This window comes from Variovorax sp. YR634 (assembly GCF_900106655.1).
GTDB lineage: Bacteria > Pseudomonadota > Gammaproteobacteria > Burkholderiales > Burkholderiaceae_C > Variovorax.
Map to the genome: position 1 here is coordinate 197,735 of NZ_FNOL01000010.1, position 19,368 is coordinate 217,102.

Consider the following 19,368-nt stretch of genomic DNA (forward strand, 5'->3'; position numbering starts at 1 on the left):
CACCAGAAACTCAGGCCGCCTGCAGCCCGTAGCCCGAAAGCAGCGCCGGCAGTTCGGCCATGTCGCTGAACACCTTCACCGCGCCCACGCTCAGCAGCGGTCCGGGGCCGCTGTGGCCCGATTCGCCGGTGCTGTAGCCGAACACCGTGGCTCCTGCAGCCACGCCGGCCATTGCGCCGGTGACGGTGTCTTCGACGATGGCGCAGCGCTTCGGGTCGACACCGAGGGCTTCCGCCGCAGCGAGATACACGTCGGGGTGCGGCTTGGAGCGCGGCATCTCGTGTCCGCTGAAGATGCGGCCCTGGAAATAGTCGAGCATGCCGACCTTGGCGAGTTGCAGTTCGACCTTGTGGCGGTCTGCTCCCGATGCGCAGGCGATGCGGCCCTTGAGCCTTGAATGGATTTCGCGAATGGCGGCGGGCGCGTGGGGAATGGCGACGAGGTCGCGCTCCAGCGCCTCATTGCGGCGGGCGCGGAAGGTCTTGAGCCAGTCGTCGGTGATCCTGACGCCGGTCTTCGTCTCGATGAGCGCCGCCTCGTCCTTCACCGCCTTGCCGGTGAAGGTGTTCATCGATTCCTCGGTCGTGATGTGCCAGCCGAGCTCGCCGAGCATTTCGGCGAGCACGCGGTTGGTGATGGGTTCGGAATCGACGAGCACGCCGTCGCAGTCGAAGAGAACGGCGGAAAAAGGAAAGGGGGTCATTGCGGTGCCGGAGTTCGGTGATTGGCCCCATGGTAGCAACGCCCCCTTTTCGCAGGAGGAAGCTCAGGCTATCGGACGGATCGGGATGTACATCTCGCCGCCACCGGCCATGAATTCCTTCGACTTCTCTTCCATGCCCTCGGCCATGGCGGCGGCCTCGGCGACGCCCTTCTTCGCTGCGTATTCGCGCACTTCCTGCGTGATCTTCATCGAGCAGAACTTGGGCCCGCACATCGAACAGAAATGCGCCACCTTGCTCGAATCCTTCGGCAGCGTCTCGTCATGGAATTCGCGCGCGGTGTCGGGGTCGAGGCCCAGGTTGAACTGGTCTTGCCAGCGGAATTCGAAGCGCGCCTTGCTCAGCGCATCGTCGCGCGAGCGGGCCCCAGGGTGCCCCTTGGCCACATCCGCCGCATGCGCGGCGATCTTGTAGGCAATGATCCCCTGCTTCACGTCGTCGCGGTCCGGCAGCCCCAGGTGTTCCTTCGGAGTCACGTAGCAAAGCATCGCGGTGCCGGCCCAGCCGATCATGGCCGCGCCGATGGCGCTGGCAATGTGGTCGTAGCCCGGCGCGATGTCGATCGTCAGCGGCCCGAGCGTGTAGAACGGCGCCTCGTGGCAGTGCTTGAGCTGCTCGTCCATGTTCGACTGGATCATGTGCATCGGCACGTGGCCCGGCCCTTCGATCATGGTCTGCACGTCGTGCTTCCATGCGATCTGCGTGAGCTCGCCCAGCGTGCGCAGCTCGGCGAACTGCGCCTCGTCGTTGGCATCGGCGCCTGAGCCGGGACGCAGGCCGTCGCCGAGCGAGAAGCTCACGTCGTAGGCCTTCATGATGTCGCAGATGTCTTCGAAGTGCGTGTAGAGAAAGCTCTCCTTGTGGTGCGCGATGCACCACTTGGCCATGATCGAGCCGCCGCGCGACACGATGCCCGTCATGCGGTCGGCCGTGAGGTGGATGAACGGCAGGCGCAGGCCGGCGTGGATGGTGAAGTAGTCGACGCCCTGCTCGGCCTGCTCGATCAGCGTGTCGCGGTAGATCTCCCAGGTCAGGTCTTCGGCCACGCCGCCCACCTTCTCGAGCGCCTGGTAGATGGGCACCGTGCCGATGGGCACCGGCGAGTTGCGCACGATCCAGTCGCGCGTGGTGTGGATGTTCTTGCCGGTCGACAGGTCCATCACGTTGTCGGCGCCCCAGCGAATGGCCCACACCAGCTTCTCGACTTCTTCCTCGATGCTCGAGGTGACGGCCGAGTTGCCGATGTTGGCGTTGATCTTCACCTTGAAGTTGCGGCCGATGGCCATCGGCTCGACTTCGGGGTGGTTGATGTTCGCGGGAATGATCGCGCGGCCGCGGGCCACTTCGTCGCGCACGAACTCGGGCGTGATGATGCGCGGAATGGTCGCGCCCATCGGGTTGCCCATCACGCGCCTGGCGCGCTCTTCGTTGGCAAGGTATTCGGCCATCCACTCGCGCTTGCCGTTCTCGCGCAAGGCCACGTACTCCATTTCGGGCGTGACGATGCCGCGGCGCGCGTAGTGCATCTGCGTGACGTTGGCGCCCGACTTCGCGCGGCGCGGCGTGCGCTGCAGTGCCGAGGCGCCGGCGCGCAGTTCGGCCAGGCGTTGCGCGTCGCGGTCTTCGTTCTTGGCGCCGTCGTCCAGCGCGTGATGCGAGCGGCCTTCGTAACTTTCGGTGTCGTTGCGCTCCAGCACCCAGGCGCCGCGCACGTCGGGCAGGCCGCGGCGCACGTCGATCTCGACCTTCGGGTCTGTGTACGGGCCCGAGGTGTCGTAGAGCGACACGGTCTCGCCGTTGGTCAGCGCAACGTCGCGCACGGGCACGAACAGGTCGGGCCGGCTGCCCGGAATGACGCACTTGTGCGACGCGGGAAAAGGCTCGCGCGTCAGCGAAAGCAGCGTGGTGAACTTGTCGGGGGCATTCATCGGAGGCACTCCTTGTTAAGGAAAGGGTGCTCCGCAATCGCTCGGTGGGCTTCGGGAAGCCCGTCACGGAAGGGGGAGTGACGGACCGAAGTCAGGGAGTGCAGCTCTTCTTACGCCGGTATGACCCGGATCAAGTTCGCGGGTCGGCTGCTTTGCCATCTCAGCACGCCACATGCGTGCACCCCGGAGCGGGGCCGATTGTGCGGGCCCCGGCCCGGGGCGTCAACCCAGGGGTACTTGCAGGTCGCCGTCCAGGTAGTACCAGCGATCGCCTTCGCGCACGAAGCGGCTGCGCTCGTGCAGGCGCGTGGCGGCACCGGTCGCCGCGCTGCGCTGGCGCGCGACGAACTCGATTTCGGCATGGTCCGCGTCGAGCACCGAGCGCGAGCGGATGTCCAGTCCCAGCCATTTGACGCCCGGCTCGAACTCGATCGAGGCCGGCCGCTTCGACGCATGCCAGGTGGCGAGCAGGTATTCGCCGCGCTCCAGCACAAAGGCCGAATAGCGCGAACGCATCAGCGATTCGGCGTCGGGCGCGGGCGCGTTCCCGAAATCGTCGAGATAGCGGCCACAGCACAGGGCGTAGCCGATGGGCTTGTCGCGGCGGTCTGTACGGCCGCAGGGGCAAGGTCCGGTGGTGGGATCGTTGGCGCTCATGAAGACCGCTATTGGAACACCTTGCGGGCCGGGCGCGGACAGGGCAAGCCCCGAGGCTAGGCAGGCCGGCTTGCGGCAATGGCTTCCTGCAGGGCCTGCGCGCCCGCCGGCTTGTAGATCAGCGCATAGCCCGCGCGCTCGACCTCGGCCCGCGTCGCATGCGCGGTTTCGCCGGTGAGGATGACGACGTTGCGCGCCTTGCCGACCGCCTGCAGGGCCTGCGCGGCGGCCAGGCCCGAGAGGCCGCTGCCCAGGCGCAGGTCGCTCAGCATCAGGTCGAACACGCCGCCGTGCTGCAGCGCCTCGCGCGGGTTTGCGGCCACCGCAACCTCGTGGCCCCAGCCGAAGAGCAGCGAACGCATGGCTTCGCGCACGGGCTGCTCGTCGTCGAGCACGAGGATGCGGATCGGCGCCAGCGGTGCATTGCCGACAGGCTCCGGCAGCGCCTCGCCGGCCTGTACCTCGGATCCCGGCAGCGCGGCCGCCTCTTCCAGTACCAGCGAGAAGGTGCTGCCGCGGCCCGGCGCGGTGCGCACCTCGATGCGCGAACCCATCACGTGCGCCATGCTCGCCACCAGCGACAGGCCCAGCCCGAGGCCGCGGCTGCGGTCGCGGCCCGGGTTGTCGACCTGGAAGAACTCCTCGAACACATGCGTCTGGTGCTGCGCCTCGATGCCCACGCCCGAGTCGCGCACCTCGATGCGCCACGCGGGCACACCGCTGGGCGGGCGCTGCAGCCGCCGCGCGAAGACGAAGACGGTGCCCGCCGGCGTGTACTTGATGGCGTTGTCCACCAAGTTGCCGAGCAGCCGCACGAGCATGCGCGCATCGGCGCGCACGACGGCCTCGGTCGGGCGAACGCGCAGATCGAGCCCCTTGGCATCGGCCAGCGCGGCGAAGCGGCCGTTCAGCGCCTCGAAGATCGGGTCCAGGTGCAGGGGCTCCAGCCGCACCGGGGCCACGCCGCCGTCGAGCTGCGCGATGTCGAGCAGGGCATCGACCGAAGCGCGCAACGCATCGACGCTGTCGCGCATGAAGCGCAGGTTGTCGGCGCTCGGCGCGCTGCGGGTGTTGAGCGCGTCGACGAAGATCGCCAGCGCATGCATCGGCTGGCGCAGGTCGTGGTTGGCTGCCGCGAAGATGCGCGCGCGCTGCGCCGCGAGCTGGGCCACGTGGTCGAGCTGGCGCGCGAGCGCATCGGCCAGACGCGCGTTCTCGAAGCCGTGCTCGATGGAACGCACGATCAGCCGGTTCTGCTTGCGCGCGTAGTACAGCGCGGCAAACATCTGCGAGACCACCAGGCAGCCCATGAGGATGGTCACGCTGCCCGGCTCCACCACCAGCCGCAGCGCCATGCCGAGGAACATCGGCACGCTGAAGCACAGCGCGGCCAGCCACCACTGCGCGAGCGCCGCGATGACGACGCTCGATACACCGCTGATGAAGAAATACATCAGCAAAATCAGCGTGAGGTTGTCGTGCGGAAAGAAGAGCCACGGCGCCAGCCCCCAGATCAGCCCCGGCACCAGCATGCGCACCTCCAGCCGCCGGCGCGTGCGCACTGCCGTGGCCACGTCGATGCTGGCCGGATCCACGCGGCGAAGGTGGCGGTGCCGCTGCCACTGCGAGGTGTGCACCAGCAGGCCCCACACCATCGCACCGGGGTTGCGCGTGAGTACGAGAAAAGTAATCCAGAAGATGGCCGCGACGGTGGCTGCCATCAGCGGTGTGTCGTAGGTGTCGTCCACGTAGGCCCGCGCGAGGCTCTGGTCGACCAGTGGATTGGGGTTGGGCGACTCGACCCAGTAGTCGCGCAGGCGGCGCAGCATTTGCCCCGGAAAAGGGGTGCGGCTGGAGCTGGAGGAAGACGACTGCATGGGCGAAGAAACCGGCTTTCGATTCTGCGCGCATTGCCTGCCAGAGCGCATCCCCTGCGGGCATCCACCCTTGGCGCGGCGCTTGCTAAACGTTAGCGTTACAACGGCTCCCTCGAGAAAGTCGGCGATGTATGTACCTCACAGGCTCTGAACAGCACGCACTGCGCGGCGTTTTCACGCTGCTGGCGGAAGACCGCGGCGAGCAGGAGATCCGCGAGCGCCTGGGCTGGGCGCTGCTCGACCTGCTGCATGCGGACCAGTTCGCCTCGTTCGTGTGGGACGCCGCCAGCGGCAGCTTCGGCGCGCGCGTGGCGCTGCACATGGACCCCGCGAATCTCGACAGCTATGCGCAGTGGCACCAGCACCACGACCCGATCACATTCGTGCTGCAGTCGCGGCGCCGCGCCACACGCGTGACCGAAGTGATGCCGCAGCGCGAGCTGATGCGCACCGCATTCTTCAACGACTTTCTCGCGCGCGACGGGCTGCACTGGGGCATGAACCTGCATGCCTTCGAGGGCGAACGCGCGCTGGGAGACCTGCGCATCTGGCGCCGCAAGGGGCGCAGCGATTTCGGCGATCACGAGAAGGCGTTGCTCGACCTGATCGAGCCGGCGTTCGCGGGCGCTCTGCAACGGGCGCAGCGCGCGACTGCTCCGGCGTCCGGGGCGCGCGAAGCCGCGTGGGCCTTGCTGAGCGTGCGCGAGCAGGAAGTGGCCCGCTGCGTGCGCGAAGGGCTCACCGACAAGGAGATCGCGCGACGCCTCGCGGTGGGCGTGCCCACCGTGCGCACCTACCTGCGGCGCATCTTCGACAAGCTGGGCATCGAGCGCCGCTCGGCGCTCGCAGGCTGGGCCATGCCGCCCGCGCTCACTTAGGCGCCGGCAGCCGGCCGAGCACCTGCTCCACCGCCATGCCCACGGCCAGCAGCTTGCGGTCGCTGCCGGCAGGGCCGTCCAGCTCCAGGCCCACGGGCAGGCCGCTGGTTGCGCCGAGGCCCGATGGCAACTGCACGCCCGGTATGCCGGCGTTGCTGCCCGGGTCGGTGTTCTGGATCAGCGAGCCGAAGTTCTCGGGGCTGCTGGCTTCGGCCCCCGCGGCCAGTGCCACGCGCGGCACCGTCGGGAACACAAGTGCGTCGAGCCTGTTCTTCGCGAAGGTGTCGCGGTAGAGCTTCTGCAGCGCCGGGCGCGCGACGCGCATCGCGTTCTCGTAGACCGGCTTCGCATCGACCACGCCACTGGCTGCGGGCAGCTTGCGCGGGATGACGAAGGTCTCGAAGGTGCCCTTGACGTCGGGGCTGGCGATGCCGGCCGTGAGCTGCGCAATGTCGATGCCCGTGCGGTACTTCGCGAGGTAGGTCACCATGTCGTCGTGCGCCTCGTAGAGTGCCAGCGGAAAGCCGACCGCGCCGTTGAGCTCCATCAGCTTCGGCATCTCCACATCGACCAGCGTGACGCCGGCCGCGCGCAGCTTCGCAAACGCGGCGTCGGTGGCGGCGCGCGTGTCGGCGTCGAGATTGGCCTGCATGGCCGGCACCACGCCAAGGCGCACGCGCTTCAGGTCGGCGGGCTTGAGCGGCTTGCCGCCCGCGATGACGCCGTCGAGCAGCGCCACGTCGGCCATCGATTGCGCCATCGGCCCCGCCGTGTCGCGCGTGTGCGAGATCGGCGCAATGCCCTGCTGCGGATAGCGCCCCACTGTCGGACGCAGCGACGCACAGCCGTTGAACGCACACGGAATGCGCACCGACCCGCCCGTGTCGGTGCCCAGCGCGGCCGGCGCCATGCGCGCACCCAGCGCGGTGCCGTTGCCCGACGACGAGCCGCCCGCGATGCGCGTCGCGTCGTAGGCATTGCGCACGCCCACCTCGGGGCCGGTCTGGAACGCGGGGTTGTAGCCGGTGACACCGAAGGCCAGTTCGTGCATGTTCGTCTTGCCGAGCACCACCGCACCGGCCGCACGCAGCCTGGCCACCACCGGGGCGTCGGCGGAGGGCACGAAGCCCTTGAGCGCGGGTGTGCCGGCCGTCGCGGGCAGGCCCTGCACCTGGATGTTGTCCTTGATGGCCACCGGCAGACCGGCCAGCGGCTTGCAGGCGCCACCGCGCTTGCGCAGTGCATCGGCGGCGCGCGCGGCCTTCAGCGCGCCGGCTTCGTCTAGCGTGATGAAGGCGTTGAGGTTGGCTTTGGCCCTGGCTTGGGCGAGATACGCCGTCACCAACTGCTCGCTGGTGACGGTGCCGGCGCACAGTTGCTGCACGGCTTCGGTCGCGGTCAGCGTGGAAATATCAGGGGCTGCGAGCTGCGCGCGCGCCGGCAGGGCCACGGCACCGATGCACAGGAGTGCCAATGCGGGGGAAGCGGTTCTGAAGATGGACATGGCAAAGACCTCCGACAAAGAGGCCACCATGCTGCGCCTGCTGCGCGTATCTGTCTGTCATCCAAACCGATGACAGACGGGTGGGGTTGTGGCGCTACCGGAACATCACCCGCCCCGGCCGCATGTCGCTCACGCCAGCGCGCGTTGAATCAGCAGCTTCTGGATGTCCGAGGTGCCTTCATAGATCTGGCACACGCGCACGTCGCGGTAGATGCGCTCCAGCGGAAAGTCGTTCACGTAGCCGTAGCCGCCCAGCGTCTGGATGGCTGCGCTGCACACGCGCTCGGCCATCTCGCTGGCGAACAGCTTGGCCATGGCGGCTTCCTTCAGGCAGGGCAAGCCGGCGTCGCGCAGGCTCGCGGCATGCCAGATCAGCTGACGCGCGGCTTCAAGCTGCGTCGCGCATTCGGCCAGGCGAAAGCCCACGGCCTGCTGGTCGAAGATCGAGCCGCCGAAAGCCTGGCGTTCCTTGGCATAGGCCAGTGCTACGTCGAAGGCGCTGCGTGCCATGCCCACGCTCTGCGCGGCAATGCCGATGCGGCCGCCTTCGAGCGCGCCGAGCGCGATCTTGTAGCCCTCGCCTTCCGCGCCGATCAGGTTCTCGCGCGGGATGCGGCAGCCGTCGAAGTTGATCTGCGCTGTGTCGCTGCTGTGCTGGCCCAGCTTGTCTTCCAGGCGCGCCACGTTGTAGCCCGGCGCATCGGTCGGCACGATGAACGCGCTCATGCCGCGCTTGCCCGCGCCCTTGTCCGTTACCGCGATGACGATGGCCACCTGGCCGTTCTTGCCGCTGGTGATGAACTGCTTCACACCGTCGATCACGTAGGCGTCGCCGTCCTTGCGCGCCGTGGTGCGCAGGCTCGAGGCATCGCTGCCTGCCTGCGGCTCGGTGAGACAGAAGGCGCCGAGCATCTGGCCCTGCGCCAGCGGTTCGAGCCACTGCTTCTTCTGCTGCGCGTTGCCGTAGCGCATGAGGATGGCGTTGACCGGGCAGTTGGTCACGCTGATGGCGGTGCTGGTGCCGCCGTCGCCGGCCGCGATTTCTTCCAGCACCAGCGCGAGAGTGAGGTAGTCGAGGCCGGCGCCGCCGTTCTCTTCGGGCACGCAGATGCCGTAGGCGCCCAGCGCCGCGAGGCCCTGGTGGGCTTCCTTCGGAAAGCTGTGCTCGCGGTCCCACTTGGGCGCATTGGGCCAGAGTTCGGCTTGCGAGAAATCGCGCACCGCGTCGCGAATGGCTTCCTGGTCGGCGCTGAGCAGCATGGCGTTGTCTCCTGTCTTTTCTTCTGTTCGTGCTTATTTGCCGGCGCCCAGATCCATGATCAGGCGCGCAGCCATGTACAGGCGGCGCGGAATGGCGCTGATGTCCACGTACTCGGCCTTATCGCTGTGGTAGCCGAAGCCCGGCAGGCCCAGGCTCTCGATCACGGGCTTGCCCGAGAGCGCCGCATAGGCTGCGTCGGTGCCGCCGCCGGTGCGCTCTTCCACGCCCAGCGTGCCGCCGGCTTCCTTGTAGTAGCCCACGGCCTTGTCGACCAGCTTCTTGCCGCCTTCGCCGGCATTGAAGGCCGGGCGGCCGCGCGTGACGATCACCTTGACGTCAGCCTCGGGCAGTTTCTTCTGCTGCGCGCGTTCTTCCAGCGTCTTCATCGCGGCATCGAAGTCTTCGTTGCGCGCATAGCGCACGTCGGCATTCAGCGTGGCGCTGGCGGGAATGATGTTCGACACGTTGCCGGCCTTGGCAATGGTCCAGTTGAAGCGCAGGTTCTTCGACTTGTCGTCGATGCTCATGGTGCGCAGCACGAGGTCGGAGGCCTCGACCAGCGCGTTCACGCCCAGCTCGGGCGCCGCGCCCGCATGCGAGGCCTTGCCGGTGATGTTGACCTGCACATAGGCGATGCCCGAGGTACCGAGCGAGAGCTTCTCGTCGCCGGCGCTGGTGGGCTCGAAGGAGAGCACGTAGTCGGCCAGCTTGGCTTCTTCCTGGATCAGGTCGCGCGAGCCGAAGGAGCCTTTTTCTTCATCAGTGTTGAACAGCACGGTGATGGTGCCGTAGTCGCGCACGCCGTAGTCCTTCAGCAGCTTGAGCGTGTGCAGGATGACGGCGTTGCCGCCCTTGTCGTCGGCGATGCCGGGGCCGTAGGCCTTGTCGCCTTCGATCTTGAACGGCGCCTTCGCGAGGATGCCCTTCAGGTACACGGTGTCCATGTGCGAGAGCAGCAACAGGTTCTTTCCGCCGCGGCCCTTGATCTTGCCCACGATGTTGTCGCCCACCACGATGCCGGCCGACTTGCTGCGCGTGACGGTGAAGCCCAGGTTCTTGAGTTCGCCCTCGAGGTAGCTGCCGGCGGCGGCGATGCCTTCGGCGTCACCGGTACCGGTCTCGATGTTGACCAGCTTTTCCAGCGTCTTGATCACCGCGGGCTGCTCGTCGGTGGCAGCCTGGAACAGCACGTTGTCGCGCTTCTGGGCCCAGGTGGCGCCCGCCACGAAGGCGGTGGCCAGCACGGCGGCGATGGCGGTACGGTGGATGGATGGGCGCATGAAATCTCCTGCTCTACGCATTGTTTGAAGTGTCTGAATGAAAAAGCCGGCAAACGCCCATCCCTCGGACGCCCCCGGCCATTGTTTTTATAGCAATTCGAGTGCCACCGCGGTGCCTTCGCCCCCACCGATGCAAAGCGTCGCCACGCCGCGCTTCTTGCCGCGCGCCTTCAGCGCATGGATCAGCGTGACCATGATTCGAGCGCCGCTGGCGCCGATCGGGTGGCCCAGCGCGCAGGCGCCGCCGTGCACGTTGACGATCTCGTGCGACACGTCGAGCTCGTGCATCAGCGCCATCGGCACCACGGCGAAGGCTTCGTTCACCTCCCACAGATCGACGTCTTTCACCTTCCAGCCGGTCTTCTGGAACAGCTTGGCGACGGCGCCGACCGGGGCGGTCGAGAACCACTCGGGCTGCTGCGCGTGCGTGGCGTGGCCGACGATGCGGGCGATGGGCCTGGCGCCGATCTTCTTCGCGTGCGACTCGGTCATCATGATCAGCGCGGCCGCGCCGTCGTTGATCGACGAGCTCGATGCGGCGGTGATAGTGCCGTTTTCTTTCTTGAACGCGGGCTTCAGCGTGGGAATCTTGTCGAGCTTGACCTTGCCCGGGCCTTCGTCGATCGAAATGACGGTGTCGCCGCCGCGGCCCTTGACCGTGACGGGCACGATCTCGTCCTTGAAGAGGCCGGTATCGGTGGCCTTCTTGGCGCGCTCGACACTGGCGATGGCAAACGCATCCTGCTGCTCGCGCGTGAACTTGTACTTGGCCGCGCAGTCTTCGCCGAAGGTGCCCATCGAGCGGCCCGGCTGGTAGGCGTCTTCGAGGCCGTCGAGCATCATGTGGTCGAAGATGCGGTCGTGGCCCATGCGGTAGCCGCCGCGGCCCTTGAGCATGAGGTAGGGCGCGTTGGTCATGCTTTCCATGCCGCCGGCCACCATCACGTCGTGCGTGCCGGCCAGCAGCAGGTCGTGCGCGAGCATCGCGGCCTTCATGGCCGATCCGCACATCTTGCTGAGCGTGACCGCGCCGGCGCTGTCGGGCAGGCCGCCCTTGTAGGCCGCCTGGCGCGCCGGGGCCTGGCCCTGGCCTGCCATCAGGCAGTTGCCGAACAGCACTTCGCCCACGCTGTCGGGCGCGATGCCGGCGCGCTCGACGGCGGCCTTGATGGCTGCGCCGCCGAGGTCGTGCGCGGAGAGGGACGAGAAGTCGCCCTGGAAGCCACCCATGGGGGTGCGGGCGGCGCCGACGATGACGATGGATTCGGACATGGAGGTCTCCTTCAGAAGTGTGAAAGCGGAATCAAGAAGCGATCGGTCAGAAATGCGTCGCGTGCCCTTCGTGCTGGAAGCGCTGCGATTCTTCGTACGGGAACACATCGAGCATCTGCCCGGCCTGGATGCGTTCCTTGTGGTGCTGCCAGAAGGCGGCGTCGAGCAAGTCGGCGTGGTGCGCCATGAAGGCTTCGCGCACATCCTTGTTGCCCAGCAGGAAGGGCTCGAAGGTTTCGGGGAACACGTCCTTCGGCCCCACCGAGTACCAGACCTCGCCGCTCATCTCGTCTTCATCGTTGCGCGGCGTGGGAACCTTGCGGAACTTGCAGTCGGTGACGTATTCGATTTCGTCGTAGTCGTAGAACACGACCTTGCCGCCGCGCGTGACACCGAAGTTCTTCCACAGCATGTCGCCAGGGAAGATGTTGGCTGCGACCATGTCCTTGATGGCGTTGCCGTACTCGATCACCGCGTGCTCCAGCTGGTCTTTCGCGCGCCTGGCATGCGCCGGGCTCTCGGGGTGGGCCAGCGTGTCGAAGGCTTCCTGCAGGTAGATGTTGAGCGGGATCATCCGCCGCTCGATGTAGACGTGCTTGACCACGACTTCCATTTCCCCGTTGCCGTCGCGGTCGCCGATCTCGAGCTGGCTGGGCGCGAACTTGCGGATTTCCTCGATCAGCTCGGGCTCGAAGCGATCGAGCGGAAAACCCACGTCGCTGTACTCCAGCGTGTCGGCCATGCGGCCCACGCGGTCGTGCTGCTTCACGAGCATGTACTTGCCCTTGATCTGCTCGCGCGTGGTGTCTTTCTGCGGCGGATAGAAGTCCTTGATGACCTTGAACACGAAGGGGAACGACGGCAGGTCGAACACCAGCATCACCATGCCCTTGATGCCAGGCGCGATGCGAAAGCGGTCGCTCGAATAGTTCAGGTGCGAGAGGAAGTCTCGGTAGAACAGCGTCTTGCCCTGCTTGGCAAGGCCGAGCGCGTTGTAGATCTCGGCGCGCGGCTTGCGCGGCATGAGCGAGCGTAAAAACTGCACCCAGGCCGAGGGCACCTCCATGTCGACCATGAAGTACGCGCGCGCAAAGCTGAACAGCATCTGCAGGTCGTCTTCGCCGAACAGCGCCGCGTCGATGTAGAACTTGCCGTGGCTGTCGTGCAGGATCGGCAGCGAGAAAGGAATCTCGGTGAAGCCGTTCATGATCTTGCCGACCACGTACGCGCCCTTGTTGCGAAAGAACAGGCCCGACAGCACCTGCAGCTGGAAGTTGGCGCGCAGCTTGACCTGGTGGAAGCGGTTCAGGATGACGTGCGCCACGCGCTCCGCATCGCGCCGCTTGTTGGCAAAGCTGCCGAGCAGAGCGAAGTCGTCGAGCATCTGCTCGAGGGTGTCGGCCAGCGTGTCGGGCTCCGGGTAGTACGGTCGGTAGGTGGGCGCGCCGCGCGGCTCGATGTACTCGGTGCTGATGGCCGGGCGCACGAAGATGAAGTCGTTCTGGAAGTACGCGCGGTGCAGGATCTTCGTGGTCACCGAGTTGAAGAAGCTCTCGGCCAGCTCGGGCTGGTGGTGGTCCACCAGCAGCCCGATGTAGTGCAGCTTGATCTGGTGCCACACGTCCATGGGCTGGTCGCCGGCCTTGAACTCTTTTTCGAGCCGGGCCACGGCCTCGCTCACGCGCAGGTCGTAGAACTCGATGCGCTCGCGCTGCGCTCGCTGCTGGCCGTGCCAGTCAGCGGTTTCGAAACGGTGCTTGGCGCGCGCCGACTCGGCGCGGAACAACCGGTAGTGCCGGTTGAAGCCGTCCATCATCGCCTTCGCGATGTCGTAGGCCAGCGGCGAATCGAGGCGCTGCGGGAACATGGGCGGGCAGGCAGTTGGAGGCGCCCGGGCCGCTCAGGCAGCGGCGGCGTCTGTCGTGCCGTCGGCCTCGGGCTGCGGCGTCATGGCCTGCGCCTCCTGCACCGACTGGTTCACCTGCGTGCCCTGCAGCGTCAGCGACTGGATCACTTCGCCGGGCTTGCTCCACTTGTAGCGGATGCGCTGCACCGCAGCCTTGTACACCGCGTCGAGCGGCTTGGCGCCGTCGACGCTCAGGCCCAGGTCCTGCAGCAGGCCGTCGTGCACGCCGAAGGTCCAGCCGTGGATGCGCACCTTCTGGCCGCGCGCCCAGGCGTCGACCATGACGGTGCTGACGGCCACGTTGACCACCTGCTCGGCCACGTTGAGTTCGCACAGCGCATCGACGCGCGCTTCTTCGGGCAGGCTTTCGAGCATCACGCTGTGGCGGTCGCGCACGTCCTGGATGTGGCGGATCCAGTTGTCTGCCAGGCCGATGCGCTTGCCGCTGAGCGCGGCCTTGACGCCGGCGCAGCCGTAGTGGCCGACCACCATGATGTGCTCGACCTTCAGGTGCTCCACCGCGAACTGGATCGCCGAGAGCGCATTGAGGTCGGAGTGCACCACGATGTTGGCGACGTTGCGGTGCACGAACACTTCACCCGGCTCCAGGCCGGTGATCTGGTTGGCGGGCACGCGGCTGTCGGAACAGCCGATCCACATGTAGCGCGGCGTCTGCTGCTTCACCAGGCTGGTGAAGAAACCGGGCCGGTCGCGCTCCATCTGGGCAGACCAGGCGCGGTTGTGGGCAAAGAGGTCGTCGAGGTTATCGGTGTTGTCGGGCATAGGCGGCTATTGTCGATGAGTCGTGTTTTTCAGGCTCTGGCTTCGGCGGGCTTGCGCGTCTTGTTCGTCTCTTTCGCTTTTTGCGCCTTGGCAAGGGTGGCCCGCCCCTTCTTTTCGTGCTCCCGCACCTCCGCGAGATTGGCTTGCAGCTCGGCCAGCTGCGCCTCGAGCTGGGCCCGGTGGGCACCCAGCACGCCGAGGAATTTTTCCAGCTGCGGCACGGTGTCGCGCGGGCTGTCGTACATGTCGAGGATGTCCTTCGCCTCCGTCAGGCTCAGGCCGAGGCGCTTGGCGCGCAGCGTGAGCGTGAGCCGGGCGCGGTCGCGCGCGCTGTAGATGCGCTGCAGGCCGGCCCGCTCGGGCGTGAGCAGGCCCATGTCCTCGTAGAAGCGGATGGCCCGCGTCGTGAGGTCGAATTCCTTCGCGAGCTGGCTGATGGTGAAGGTTTGCGCAGGCATGACGGGGGTCTGGAGAAAGGGCGTTACGGGCGCGACAGCAGGTTTGCGCCGCGATCCCTACAATGGTGCCACTACTCCATGACGTTTACGTAAACGTCAATCTTACATGAACCTCCTCGAACGCGAACTCCACTACCCCCTCGGCGACACGCTCCCCGAGCCCGGCGAAACCCTGGAAGTGGCGCCTGGCGTGCGCTGGATTCGAATGCGGCTGCCCTTTGCGCTCGACCACATCAACCTCTGGCTGCTGCGCGACACCCTCGACGGCGTCGAGGGCTGGACGGTGGTCGACTGCTGCATCGCCCGCGACGAGGCGCGCGCGCAGTGGGAGCAGGTGTTCGAGACGCAGCTGCAGGGCATGCCGATCCTGCGCGTCATCGTCACACACATGCATCCCGACCACATCGGACTGGCCGACTGGCTCTGCACGCGCTGGAACGCACCGCTGTGGATCAGCTCGACCGACTACCACGTGGCCCGCGTGCTCAGCACCGCCGGCGACACCCTGGCGGGCGGCGAACCGGCGGCGCGCTTCTTTGCCTCGCACGGCCTGACCGACCCCGAATCCATCGCCAAGATCCGCGCGCGCACCAACTACTACGCGAACATGGTGCCCTCGGTGCCCGAGAGCTTCGTGCGCATGCTCGACGGCGACATCGTCACCATTGGCGGCCACGACTGGCGCTGCATCAGCGGCTACGGCCACGCTCCCGAGCACATCGCGCTGTATTGCGACGACCTGAAGCTGCTGCTTGGCGGCGACATGATGCTGCCGCGCATTTCCACCAACGTGAGCGTGCACGCGGGCGAGCCCGAGGCAAATTCGCTGCGCCTCTTTCTCGACAGCATCGACAAGTTCAAGGCGCTGCCGGCCGACACGCTGGGCCTGCCTTCGCACGGCAAGCCCTTCCGGGGCATCCACCGCCGCGTCGACCAGCTGCAGGAGCACCACCGCGACCGGCTGGCAGAGCTGCTCGAAGCCTGCACGGCACGCGCGCTGACGGCAGCCGAAGGCCTGCCGATTCTGTTCAAGCGCGAGCTCGACCTGCACCAGATGACCTTCGCCATGGGCGAAACGGTGGCTCACCTGCACCTGCTGTGGTTCTCCGGCCAGGTGAAGCGCGAACTGGGCAAGGACGGCATCTACCGCTTCGGCGCGAAGGCCGCCTAAACTCCCCGGATGGACGACATGCTGGCTCAGCTGCGCGCGGGCCGGCTGGCAGGCGCAAAAAGAATCGATCTCTCGTGCGGACTCACCGAGTTTCCGCGCGAGCTTTTCGACCTCGCGGATTCGCTCGAGGTGCTGAACCTGTCGGGCAATGCACTCGACACGCTGCCCGACGACCTGAACCGCCTGCACAGGCTGCGCGTGCTGTTCTGCTCGGACAACCGCTTCACCACGCTGCCCGAGTCGATCGGCCGGTGCCACGACCTCGACATCGTCGGCTTCAAGGCCAACCAGATCCGCACGGTGCCGGCCGCAGCGTTGCCGGCCTCGTTGCGCTGGCTGATCCTCACCGACAACCAGATCGAAGAACTGCCCGACTCCCTCGGCGAATGCACGCGGATGCAGAAGCTCATGCTGGCGGGCAACCGCCTGCGCGCGCTGCCGCAGTCGATGACCGCGTTCAAGCAGCTCGAACTGCTGCGCATCTCGGCCAACCGCTTCGAGACGCTGCCCGCATGGCTGCCCTCGCTGCCGCGCCTGTCATGGCTCGCCTGCGCGGGCAACCCCTTCGACACGCAGGCCGAAGACGCGGCGATCACCGCGCAGTCGGTGCCGCACATCGACTGGCGCGAACTGGCGCTGGGCAGAAAGCTCGGCGAAGGCGCTTCGGGTGTGATCCATCAAGCCACGCTCGGCAAAGCACAGCAGGTGGCGGTCAAGCTCTTCAAGGGTGCAGTCACCAGCGACGGCTGGCCGCACAGTGAAATGGCCGCCTGCATCGCGGCCGGCGTGCACCCCACGCTGATCGCTGCGCAGAGCCGCATCGACGGGCACCCCGAAGGCACGGAAGGCCTGGTGATGGGGCTGGTCGATCCGTCATTCGTCACCCTCGCGGGGCCACCGAGCCTTGCTTCATGCACGCGCGACGTCTATGCCGAAGAAGCGCGATGGACGCCCAACGTGGCGCTGCGCATCGCACGCGACATCGCCTCCGCCATGCAGCACCTGCATGCGCGAGGGATTCTTCACGGCGACCTCTACGCGCACAACATCCTGTGGCACGCACAGCGCGGCGGCCGGCTCGGCGACTTCGGCGCGGCCTGGATGACCGGCGCGCTCGACGCGGCACAGACGCGCGCGTTCCAGACGCTGGAAATGCGCGCCTTCGGCTGCCTGCTGGAAGAACTGCTCGAACGCTGCACCGACGCGGTGCCCGCATCGGTGACCACGCTGAAAGACCGCTGCCTGCAGCCCGACGCCGCCGCGCGCCCGACCTTCGCCCAAGCGCTGTCGTTACTGCAGCAGGCATCTTCATCGCCATGACCCGGCGCCGACCGCCGCAGCTGCCGCTACCCACGCGCGACGGCGTTGGCCCGAGCTGCGTCGGCCTGTCTTCCGGCCCCTGGCCGACCATTGCCGAATTCCTGATCGAGCGTTTTCCCGCGATCACGCGCCAGGCCTGGCTCGAGCGCATCGAAGCGAACGACGTCATCGACGAGCATGGCGTGCCCGTGACCGCCACGCGCCGCTACCAGTCGCCGCTGCGCGTGTACTACTACCGCACGCTCGACGACGAAGTGCCCATCCCATTCGAAGAGCAGATCGTGTTCCAGGACGACGATCTGCTGGTCGTGGACAAGCCCCCCTTCGTGCCCGTCACGCCCACCGGCAAGTACCTGCAGGAAAGCCTGCTGGTGCGCCTCAAGCGCAAGTTGAAGCTCGACGACCTCGTGCCGATGCACCGCATCGATCGCAGCACCTCGGGGCTGGTGCTGTTCTCTGTGCGGCACGCCACGCGCGGCGCGTACCAGGCGATGTTTCCCGAGCGCCGCATCGCCAAGCACTACGAGGCCGTCGTGCCGTGGCGCGAGGGCGTGTCGTCTGTGCCCGAGGTCTATCGCAGCCGCCTGGTCGACGACGAACATTTCATGCGCGTGCGAGAAGAGCCCGGCGAGCCCAACTCCGAGACCCGCATCGAGGTACAGGAGGTGCGCAATGGCCATGCGCTGTTGAAGCTCTCGCCGGTGACGGGCCGCAAGCACCAGCTGCGCGTGCACTGCATGGCACTGGGCATGCCGATCGTGAACGACCCGATCTACCCAGTGCTGCTGCCCGAGGGCGCGGACGACTTCGGCAAGCCCTTGCAGCTGCTGGCCCGGTCGCTGGCCTTCCTCGATCCGGTGACCGGCGACCTGCGCAGCTTCACGAGCCCCCGGAGCCTGTCGCTGACACCGAGGTGACGCGCGCGCGGCGCGGCGCGCACTAAGCTCGTTTCCTGAACTTGCATTGCCGATCTTTCATTCAGGAGACACCCGCACCATGGACACCACCCAACTCTTCTCGCTGAAGGGCCGCACGGCGCTGATCACCGGCGGCTCGCGCGGCATCGGCCGCATGATCGCCGAGGGCTTCCTGGCCCAAGGCGCGCGCGTGTACATCTCGGCTCGCAAGGCCGCAGCCTGCGACGAAACCGCGAAGGAGTTGTCGGCCTTTGGGCATTGCGTGTCGCTGCCTGCGGACGTGTCGACGCTCGAAGGTGCGCAGGCGCTGGTCGATGCCTATTCGAAGCACGAAGGCTCGCTGGACATTCTGGTGAACAACGCCGGTGCGGCCTGGGGGGCGCCTTATGAAGAGTTTCCCGAGAGTGGATGGGACAAGGTGGTGGACCTGAACCTGAAGACGCCGTTCTTTCTGACCAAGGCGTTGACGCCGATGCTTAAGAAGGCTGCGACGGACCACCTGGCGAAGGTGATCAACATCGCTTCTATCGACGGGATTTCGGTCAATCCGCAGGAGACTTATTCGTATGCGGCGAGCAAGGCTGGGCTGATTCAGTTGACTCGGCGGATGGCGCTTCGGTTGGCGCAGGATCGGATTGTGGTTAGTGCTATTGCGCCTGGTGCGTTTGCTTCTGACATGAACAAGCTGGCGCGGGATCACGGGGATGAGGTGAAGGGGCGGATTCCGGCTGGGCGCATCGGGGTGCCTGAAGATATGGCTGGGGCGGCTATCTACTTGGCCTCGCGTGCAGGGGACTATGTGATGGGGTCTACGTTGGTTGTGGATGGGGGGGTTACTCACGCTCGTTGAGTTTTTTCTTTCCGGGGCCGGGTCTCGCCCCGGCGAGCGAGCTACTTTCTTTTGCTTCGCCAAAAGAAAGTAGCCAAAGAAAAGGCGACCCTACTGTCTGCGTCCCTCCGCTTCGCTACGGGCAACCTGCGGTGCTCGACTCCGGAGGGGGTCCGCAGAACTCGCTGCACTTCGTTCCGCTCAGACAGCTGCGGCCCTGATCCCTCCTACGTCTGCGCTCCTCGACGCAGCCAGAAGGGATTGGGGAGCCCAACAGGCCATCGCTGCGCTCGGCCTCTGAACAGCCGATACCAAGCCGAGCGAAGCAAAGGCCCGTTCCGTTTCCCCTCCCCTCTGGCTGCGCCGAGGAGCGCAGCGTTTCGCGGATCAGGGCTCGCCCTTGTCTGAGCGAAGCGAGTTTGGGCGAGACCCCGCGAAACGCGAGCACCGCAGGTTGCCCCTTCGCTACGCGAAGGGGTCGCAGACAGTGGGGTCGCCTTTCTTTTGCCTGGCGATTTCAAATCCCAAGTGCAACGATGGGTTGAATGTCGACATTCTGGTTGAAGCAGTCCTCGAAGAGGACTTGAGCCGGTGTGCGGAAGCCC

16 protein-coding genes and 1 riboswitch are annotated in these 19,368 nt (G+C 66.6%); of the genes, 5 read left to right on the plus strand and 11 right to left on the minus strand.

Translation table 11 applies throughout. The features are described from left to right. Nucleotides 1–10: 10 nt before the first annotated feature. The 4 genes from BLV60_RS18680 to BLV60_RS18695 all read right to left on the minus strand — a co-directional run bounded on the left by BLV60_RS18680 (nucleotide 11) and on the right by BLV60_RS18695 (nucleotide 5,184). Nucleotides 11–703, minus strand: coding sequence for an HAD family hydrolase (locus BLV60_RS18680; protein ID WP_093056755.1), 693 nt, complete (start codon nucleotides 701–703; stop codon nucleotides 11–13). Nucleotides 704–766: 63 nt separating this feature from the next. Continuing rightward, nucleotides 767–2,650, minus strand: coding sequence for a phosphomethylpyrimidine synthase ThiC (gene thiC, locus BLV60_RS18685; protein ID WP_093056756.1), 1,884 nt, complete (start codon nucleotides 2,648–2,650; stop codon nucleotides 767–769). Nucleotides 2,651–2,740: 90 nt separating this feature from the next. After that, nucleotides 2,741–2,846, minus strand: a riboswitch (TPP riboswitch). Nucleotides 2,847–2,872: 26 nt separating this feature from the next. Then, complete coding sequence (locus tag BLV60_RS18690) at nucleotides 2,873–3,307, minus strand: YchJ family protein (RefSeq protein WP_093056757.1); 435 nt, start codon at nucleotides 3,305–3,307, stop codon at nucleotides 2,873–2,875. 56 nt (nucleotides 3,308–3,363) lie between these two features. After that, nucleotides 3,364–5,184 (minus strand): hybrid sensor histidine kinase/response regulator, encoded by a 1,821-nt coding sequence (locus BLV60_RS18695; RefSeq protein WP_143042604.1) that lies wholly within the window; start codon nucleotides 5,182–5,184, stop codon nucleotides 3,364–3,366. Between the two features lie 131 nt (nucleotides 5,185–5,315). On the opposite strand from BLV60_RS18695, the gene BLV60_RS18700 reads away from it, so the two are divergent. Beyond that, on the plus strand, nucleotides 5,316–6,062 hold the full coding sequence (locus BLV60_RS18700) for a helix-turn-helix transcriptional regulator (RefSeq protein ID WP_093056759.1): 747 nt from the start codon (nucleotides 5,316–5,318) through the stop codon (nucleotides 6,060–6,062). Here the strand turns inward: BLV60_RS18700 and iaaH are convergent. The 7 genes from iaaH to BLV60_RS18735 all read right to left on the minus strand — a co-directional run bounded on the left by iaaH (nucleotide 6,055) and on the right by BLV60_RS18735 (nucleotide 14,526). Continuing rightward, on the minus strand, nucleotides 6,055–7,566 hold the full coding sequence (iaaH, locus tag BLV60_RS18705) for an indoleacetamide hydrolase (RefSeq protein WP_218132238.1): 1,512 nt from the start codon (nucleotides 7,564–7,566) through the stop codon (nucleotides 6,055–6,057). The two genes, BLV60_RS18700 and iaaH, sit on opposite strands and share 8 nt — an antisense overlap. Nucleotides 7,567–7,695: 129 nt before the next feature. Next, nucleotides 7,696–8,826: an acyl-CoA dehydrogenase family protein gene (locus BLV60_RS18710; RefSeq protein WP_093056760.1), complete on the minus strand. Its 1,131-nt coding sequence runs from the start codon at nucleotides 8,824–8,826 to the stop codon at nucleotides 7,696–7,698. 33 nt (nucleotides 8,827–8,859) lie between these two features. Then, nucleotides 8,860–10,107 (minus strand): glutamate carboxypeptidase, encoded by a 1,248-nt coding sequence (locus tag BLV60_RS18715; RefSeq protein ID WP_093056761.1) that lies wholly within the window; start codon nucleotides 10,105–10,107, stop codon nucleotides 8,860–8,862. Between the two features lie 87 nt (nucleotides 10,108–10,194). Next, nucleotides 10,195–11,379: an acetyl-CoA C-acyltransferase gene (locus BLV60_RS18720; protein WP_093056762.1), complete on the minus strand. Its 1,185-nt coding sequence runs from the start codon at nucleotides 11,377–11,379 to the stop codon at nucleotides 10,195–10,197. Nucleotides 11,380–11,425: 46 nt separating this feature from the next. Beyond that, nucleotides 11,426–13,246, minus strand: coding sequence for a bifunctional isocitrate dehydrogenase kinase/phosphatase (gene aceK, locus BLV60_RS18725; protein WP_093056763.1), 1,821 nt, complete (start codon nucleotides 13,244–13,246; stop codon nucleotides 11,426–11,428). 33 nt (nucleotides 13,247–13,279) lie between these two features. Beyond that, a complete protein-coding gene (gene can / locus BLV60_RS18730) occupies nucleotides 13,280–14,068 on the minus strand; it encodes a carbonate dehydratase (RefSeq protein WP_093056764.1) in 789 nt (262 codons plus the stop codon). Nucleotides 14,069–14,097: 29 nt separating this feature from the next. Continuing rightward, a complete protein-coding gene (locus BLV60_RS18735; RefSeq protein ID WP_093056765.1) occupies nucleotides 14,098–14,526 on the minus strand; it encodes a MerR family transcriptional regulator in 429 nt (142 codons plus the stop codon). A 106-nt stretch (nucleotides 14,527–14,632) separates the two neighbouring features. On the opposite strand from BLV60_RS18735, the gene BLV60_RS18740 reads away from it, so the two are divergent. From BLV60_RS18740 to BLV60_RS18755, 4 genes are all read left to right on the plus strand, one after another. Continuing rightward, a complete protein-coding gene (locus BLV60_RS18740) occupies nucleotides 14,633–15,697 on the plus strand; it encodes an MBL fold metallo-hydrolase (RefSeq protein WP_093056766.1) in 1,065 nt (354 codons plus the stop codon). A 9-nt stretch (nucleotides 15,698–15,706) separates the two neighbouring features. Continuing rightward, complete coding sequence (locus BLV60_RS18745) at nucleotides 15,707–17,017, plus strand: leucine-rich repeat-containing protein kinase family protein (protein WP_093056767.1); 1,311 nt, start codon at nucleotides 15,707–15,709, stop codon at nucleotides 17,015–17,017. Continuing rightward, a complete protein-coding gene (locus BLV60_RS18750) occupies nucleotides 17,014–17,934 on the plus strand; it encodes a pseudouridine synthase (RefSeq protein WP_093056768.1) in 921 nt (306 codons plus the stop codon). Before BLV60_RS18745 ends, BLV60_RS18750 begins: the two co-directional genes overlap by 4 nt. Before the next feature lie 79 nt (nucleotides 17,935–18,013). Beyond that, the gene (locus BLV60_RS18755) at nucleotides 18,014–18,784 is read left to right on the plus strand and encodes an SDR family oxidoreductase (protein ID WP_093056769.1); all 771 of its coding nucleotides are present in this window, start codon (nucleotides 18,014–18,016) and stop codon (nucleotides 18,782–18,784) included. Nucleotides 18,785–19,368 lie beyond the last annotated feature (584 nt).

Coding starts and splice junctions, on each gene's coding strand:
- BLV60_RS18680 (WP_093056755.1), bottom strand. CDS start 703: ATGACCCCCTTTCCTTTTTCCGCCGTTCTCTTCGACTGCGACGGCGTG.
- thiC (WP_093056756.1), bottom strand. CDS start 2,650: ATGAATGCCCCCGACAAGTTCACCACGCTGCTTTCGCTGACGCGCGAG.
- BLV60_RS18690 (WP_093056757.1), bottom strand. CDS start 3,307: ATGAGCGCCAACGATCCCACCACCGGACCTTGCCCCTGCGGCCGTACA.
- BLV60_RS18695 (WP_143042604.1), bottom strand. CDS start 5,184: ATGCAGTCGTCTTCCTCCAGCTCCAGCCGCACCCCTTTTCCGGGGCAA.
- BLV60_RS18700 (WP_093056759.1), top strand. CDS start 5,316: ATGTACCTCACAGGCTCTGAACAGCACGCACTGCGCGGCGTTTTCACG.
- iaaH (WP_218132238.1), bottom strand. CDS start 7,566: ATGTCCATCTTCAGAACCGCTTCCCCCGCATTGGCACTCCTGTGCATC.
- BLV60_RS18710 (WP_093056760.1), bottom strand. CDS start 8,826: ATGCTGCTCAGCGCCGACCAGGAAGCCATTCGCGACGCGGTGCGCGAT.
- BLV60_RS18715 (WP_093056761.1), bottom strand. CDS start 10,107: ATGCGCCCATCCATCCACCGTACCGCCATCGCCGCCGTGCTGGCCACC.
- BLV60_RS18720 (WP_093056762.1), bottom strand. CDS start 11,379: ATGTCCGAATCCATCGTCATCGTCGGCGCCGCCCGCACCCCCATGGGT.
- aceK (WP_093056763.1), bottom strand. CDS start 13,246: ATGTTCCCGCAGCGCCTCGATTCGCCGCTGGCCTACGACATCGCGAAG.
- can (WP_093056764.1), bottom strand. CDS start 14,068: ATGCCCGACAACACCGATAACCTCGACGACCTCTTTGCCCACAACCGC.
- BLV60_RS18735 (WP_093056765.1), bottom strand. CDS start 14,526: ATGCCTGCGCAAACCTTCACCATCAGCCAGCTCGCGAAGGAATTCGAC.
- BLV60_RS18740 (WP_093056766.1), top strand. CDS start 14,633: ATGAACCTCCTCGAACGCGAACTCCACTACCCCCTCGGCGACACGCTC.
- BLV60_RS18745 (WP_093056767.1), top strand. CDS start 15,707: ATGGACGACATGCTGGCTCAGCTGCGCGCGGGCCGGCTGGCAGGCGCA.
- BLV60_RS18750 (WP_093056768.1), top strand. CDS start 17,014: ATGACCCGGCGCCGACCGCCGCAGCTGCCGCTACCCACGCGCGACGGC.
- BLV60_RS18755 (WP_093056769.1), top strand. CDS start 18,014: ATGGACACCACCCAACTCTTCTCGCTGAAGGGCCGCACGGCGCTGATC.